Source organism: Actinosynnema sp. NPDC023658, assembly GCF_040639995.1.
GTDB lineage: Bacteria > Actinomycetota > Actinomycetes > Mycobacteriales > Pseudonocardiaceae > Actinosynnema.
Window position 1 is genome coordinate 1 of the sequence record NZ_JBFAAX010000497.1, and the last position, 4367, is coordinate 4367.

The following is a 4367-nucleotide window of genomic DNA, read 5'->3' on the forward strand; positions in this document are numbered from 1 at the left end:
GGGCGAAGCGGGGGTAACAAGTGTTTAAACACGCGAAAACGCCGAGAAGCCGCACCGGCCGTGGGACGCTCCCTCGGGGGAGTGAGTCCTCGGCTGGTGCGGCTTCCCGGCGTTCGGCGGAGAGGCCGACCGGGGCCTGGTCAGGCCCCGGTCAGGCCCCGGTCAGGCGTCGAGCGCGGCGGAGGCGAGCTTCGTCCCCTCCACGCGGGCGGCGATCTTGGCGAACGCCGTGTCGCGCGAGGTGGACGTGTCGTCCGCGAACGGGGCGAACCCGCAGTCGTCGCACGTCCCCAGCTGCTCGACGGGGATGAACTCGGCCGCTTCGAGCACCTGGTCGCGGACCTCCTCCGGCGTCTCGACCCGCTCGCTGATCGGGTCGGTCACGCCGATGAAGACCTTCGCGTCCGCGGGCAGGTGCTCCTTGATGATCCCCAGCACGCGGCGGCGGTCGGGCTCGCTGGCCAGCTGGACGTAGAACCGGCCCGCCTTGATCCGGAACAGGTCCGGCAGCAGGTCGGCGTAGTCGACGTCCGCGCTGTGCGTGGAGTCCCAGTCGCCACCGGGGCACGTGTGCAGGCCGATCCGGGCGCGGTCCTCCGCGGAGAACCGCTCCAGCACGGCGTTGTTCAGCGCCACGAAGTCGCGCAGCAGCCCGCCCGACGGGTCGAGCTTGAGCGACAGCCGCCCCTCCGTGAAGTCGAGCTGCACCACGGCCGCCCCCGCGTCCAGGCACGCCCGGATGTCGGCCTCGGTCTCGTTGACGAGGTCGGCCACGAACTCGTCGCGCGAGTAGCCGTCGATGCCGTCCGCCGGGTAGAGCAGGCTCAGCGCCGACGGCGCGATCACCGGCTGCTTCACCGGCAGCGCGGTGAGCTGCTGCGTGGTGCGCAGCAGGTCGACGGCGTGCGCGGTGTAGCGGAACGGCCCGCTGGTCAGCACGGGCAGCTCGCGGGTGTGGCCGTCCGCGAACGGCACCACCGCCCCGCCCGGCGCGAGGTCGGAGATCCCCGCCACCGGGTAGGTGAGGAAGCTCGGCTTGTCCTGCTCGCCGTCGGTGACCACCGGCGAACCGGTGGCCTCGAACCGGCTGACCGTGTCCGCTAACGCCCGATCCGTCAGTTCCCGCAGCGCTGCGGCGTCGATGCGGCCTTCCGCGTGGTCCGTGAAGCCCTGCACGAGCTCCGCGGGACGCGGCACGCTGCCGATCGGCTCGGTCGGAATCCCCATGTGCTCTCTCTGTCCCCTCGACGCGATCAGGCCCACGGCGCCGTCGGGTACCACGGGATGATCTCCCGACGGGCCAGCATCCTGATGTCCCAGTACATGAACGTGAAAACGCCGGCGACGATCAGCGCGACGGCCGTGACCACCGCGATCCTGCTCGGCTTGGCCGAGAGCCACCGCTGCAAACGGCCGCCGGTGAAGTACGCCAACGCGAGGAACAATAGGGCCATGATCACGATGTTGCCTACCGACTGGAGGGTGAACGCCGCTGCGCCGTACAGGGGATTGTGGCTCTCCGCGGCGTCGCGGAACATCTGCCGGAACAGGCCGAACGGGCGACCGATGAGGAACCCGCCGATCAGCACGCCCATGAAGACCATCGGGGCGTTCGGGAACCGCTGCGCGACCTTGCGGAACGGGTCGCGCACGAAGCCGAGCGCGGCCAGGCCCATGTAGACCATCACCAGCCCGATGACGCCGAACACCACCAGCGACTGGATGCTGCGGCTGCTCAGCGTGCCCGGCGCGTTCGCCGCGGTGGCGAACTGCGGCATGCGCGTGCCGATGATCCCGACCAGCACGCCGTACAGCGCGGACACCGGGATCATGCCGACCGCCAGCCACCCGACCGGCTTGAGCGTGGCGACGAACTTCGTCCAGCGCGACCCGGTGGCGCCGAGCATGGGCGCGACCGCGCCGAACGCGGCGATGTTGCAGGCGGTGAACGTGCCCGCGATGCCGCTGACGAACGCGAACGCGATGCCCGCCGCGATGCCCTGGATCGGCGTCTCCTTGGCGTCGTGGCCCAGCAGGGTGTTGGCCACGTTGTCACCGATCGTGGAGTCCACGAACTGCGCCGACCACACCACGGTCAGCAGGAAGCCGGCGATCGAGCTGAGCAGCACGACGAGCCCTCGTCGCCGCGGGAAGTGCCCGTTGACGAACGACGAGGTGGCCACGGCCGTTCTGGACTGGTCCTGTCGGTGGAGCTGGTTGGTCCCGGTGCGCGCCATGTGTCCCCTCCGGAGCAATGCGGGCTGATCGAGCGAAGCCCCTTTTGGCGAGCGCTTCGGGGGCCTGCAAAGCATCCCAGCGCGGCGACCGGATTCCTTCTTCGACTGTGCGCAGTCACTGGGCCGAATGGCTCTGGTTTGCCGAGGAGGGATGTACGTAGGGGTGGTGTGACCGCCGGTCTGCGGTCCGACGACTGCGGGACATCGCAGGTCACGGGGATGTCTCGGTGGACCTCCGGTACGCGGGGGTACCGCGCGAAATTCTGAATCACGCTGTTATGGAAAAAGCGCAGGTCAGAGGGCAAAATCGGAGAAGCAGTGTCGTCGGGCGGTCGTGCAGTCTTACGTTGCGCCATTTTTCGAAGTGCCCCGTGTGTTGTCACTTTTTGCACGGCGGTATTTCCGGACCATCCCGAACCCCCGATGTCCTCAAAGACGGTGAAAGCATGAGCAGTGAGCGGATCGCAATCGTCGGCATCGGCCTGCGCTACCCCGATGCCGGTTCCACCGGGGAACTGTGGGAGAACGTCCTGGCCGGGCGTCGGGCCTTCCGCAGGCTGCCCGACGAGCGGATGAACCAGGCGGACTACTACTCCCCCGACCCCGAAGCACCGGACCGCTTCTACGCGACGAAGGCGGCGGTGCTGCGCGACTTCGAGTTCGACCGGGTTCGCTACCGCGTGGCCGGCAGCACGTTCCGCTCCACGGACATGACGCACTGGTTGGCGCTCGACGTGACCTCCCAGGCGCTGGCCGACGCGGGGTTCCCCGAGGGCGAGGGCCTGCCGAAGCAGTCGACCGGCGTGGTGCTGGGCAACAGCCTCACCGGCGAGTTCTCCCGGGCGAACGTGATGCGGCTGCGCTGGCCGTACGTGCGCCGCACGGTCGCGGCCGCGCTGAGCGGCAAGGGCTGGCCGGAGGACGAGGTCGCGGGCTTCCTGCGTGAACTCGAGGTGCAGTACAAGGCCCCGTTCCCGGAGATCAACGAGGACACCCTGGCCGGTGGGCTCGCCAACACCATCGCGGGCCGCATCTGCAACTACTTCGACCTGCGCGGCGGCGGCTACACCGTCGACGGCGCGTGCTCCTCGTCGTTGCTGTCGGTCGCCACGGCCGCCAAGTCGCTCGTCGAGGGCGACATGGACGTCGCCATCGCGGGCGGCGTCGACCTGTCCATCGACCCGTTCGAGGTCATCGGCTTCGCCAAGACCGGCGCGCTGGCCAAGGACGTCATGAAGGTCTACGACAAGAACTCGAACGGCTTCTGGCCGGGCGAGGGCGCGGGCTCCCTGGTGCTGATGCGCGAGGACGACGCGCTGGCCAAGAACCTGCGCATCTACGCGACCATCGCGGGCTGGGGCGTCTCGTCCGACGGCAAGGGCGGCATCACCCGGCCCGAGGCCGACGGTCACCGCCTGGCCCTGCACCGCGCCTACGGCCGCGCCGGCTACGGCCTGGAGACCGTGTCCTACTTCGAGGGCCACGGCACCGGCACCGCGCTGGGCGACGAGACGGAGATCGAGGCGCTGTCCTCGGCCCGCCGCGCCGCCGACCCGGAGGCCCGGCCCGCCGCGCTGAGCACCGTCAAGGGCAACTTCGGGCACACCAAGGCAGCGGCGGGGGTCGCCGGTCTGATCAAGGCGGCCCTCGCCGTGCACCACCAGGTCATCCCCCCGGGCACGGGCCACTACGACCCGCACCCGAAGCTGACCGCCGACAACGCGATGATGTACGTGCCGTCGGAGGCCGAGCTGTGGCCCGAGGACCGCCCGGTGCGCGCCGGCGTGTCCGCCATGGGCTTCGGCGGCATCAACACGCACATCGCGCTGGAGGCGGCACCCGACGCGACCCGGCGCGAGCAGATCGACGTGCGCACCAAGGCGTTGGTCGCGACCCGCCAGGACGCCGAGGTCCTGCTGTTCGACGCACCGGACCGCACGGCCCTGAAGGACCGCCTGGCCGAGGTCGCGGCCCTGCTGCCGAAGCTGGCGTTCGCCGAGCTGGGCGACCTCGCGGCGGCGCTCGCCGCGCGGCTGACCGGCGCGTCGGTGCGCGCCGCGGTCGTGGCCCGCACGCCGGAGGAGGCCGAGCGCAAGGTCGCGAAGCTGGTCGCCGCCGTGGCCGAGGGCC

Annotated in this window: 3 protein-coding genes; 1 reads left to right on the plus strand and 2 read right to left on the minus strand. The window is 70.3% G+C overall.

Features of this window, described 5'->3' with window-relative positions:
- Nucleotides 1-162: 162 nt before the first annotated feature.
- Nucleotides 163-1227, minus strand: a complete 1065-nt coding sequence (locus AB0G02_RS29805) for a cobalamin-independent methionine synthase II family protein (RefSeq protein WP_360800406.1) — start codon at nucleotides 1225-1227, stop codon at nucleotides 163-165.
- Between the two features lie 26 nt (nucleotides 1228-1253).
- Entirely contained in the window at nucleotides 1254-2237 is a 984-nt protein-coding gene (locus AB0G02_RS29810; RefSeq protein ID WP_360800409.1) for a hypothetical protein, read from the minus strand.
- 446 nt (nucleotides 2238-2683) lie between these two features.
- On the opposite strand from AB0G02_RS29810, the gene AB0G02_RS29815 reads away from it, so the two are divergent.
- On the plus strand, nucleotides 2684-4367 hold a 1684-nt coding region (locus AB0G02_RS29815), incomplete at its 3' end, for a polyketide synthase (protein WP_360800412.1).

Bases quoted from the DNA above. Each gene is read 5' to 3' on its own strand.
- AB0G02_RS29805 (WP_360800406.1), bottom strand. From the start codon at position 1,227: ATGGGGATTCCGACCGAGCCGATCGGCAGCGTGCCGCGTCCCGCGGAG.
- AB0G02_RS29810 (WP_360800409.1), bottom strand. From the start codon at position 2,237: ATGGCGCGCACCGGGACCAACCAGCTCCACCGACAGGACCAGTCCAGA.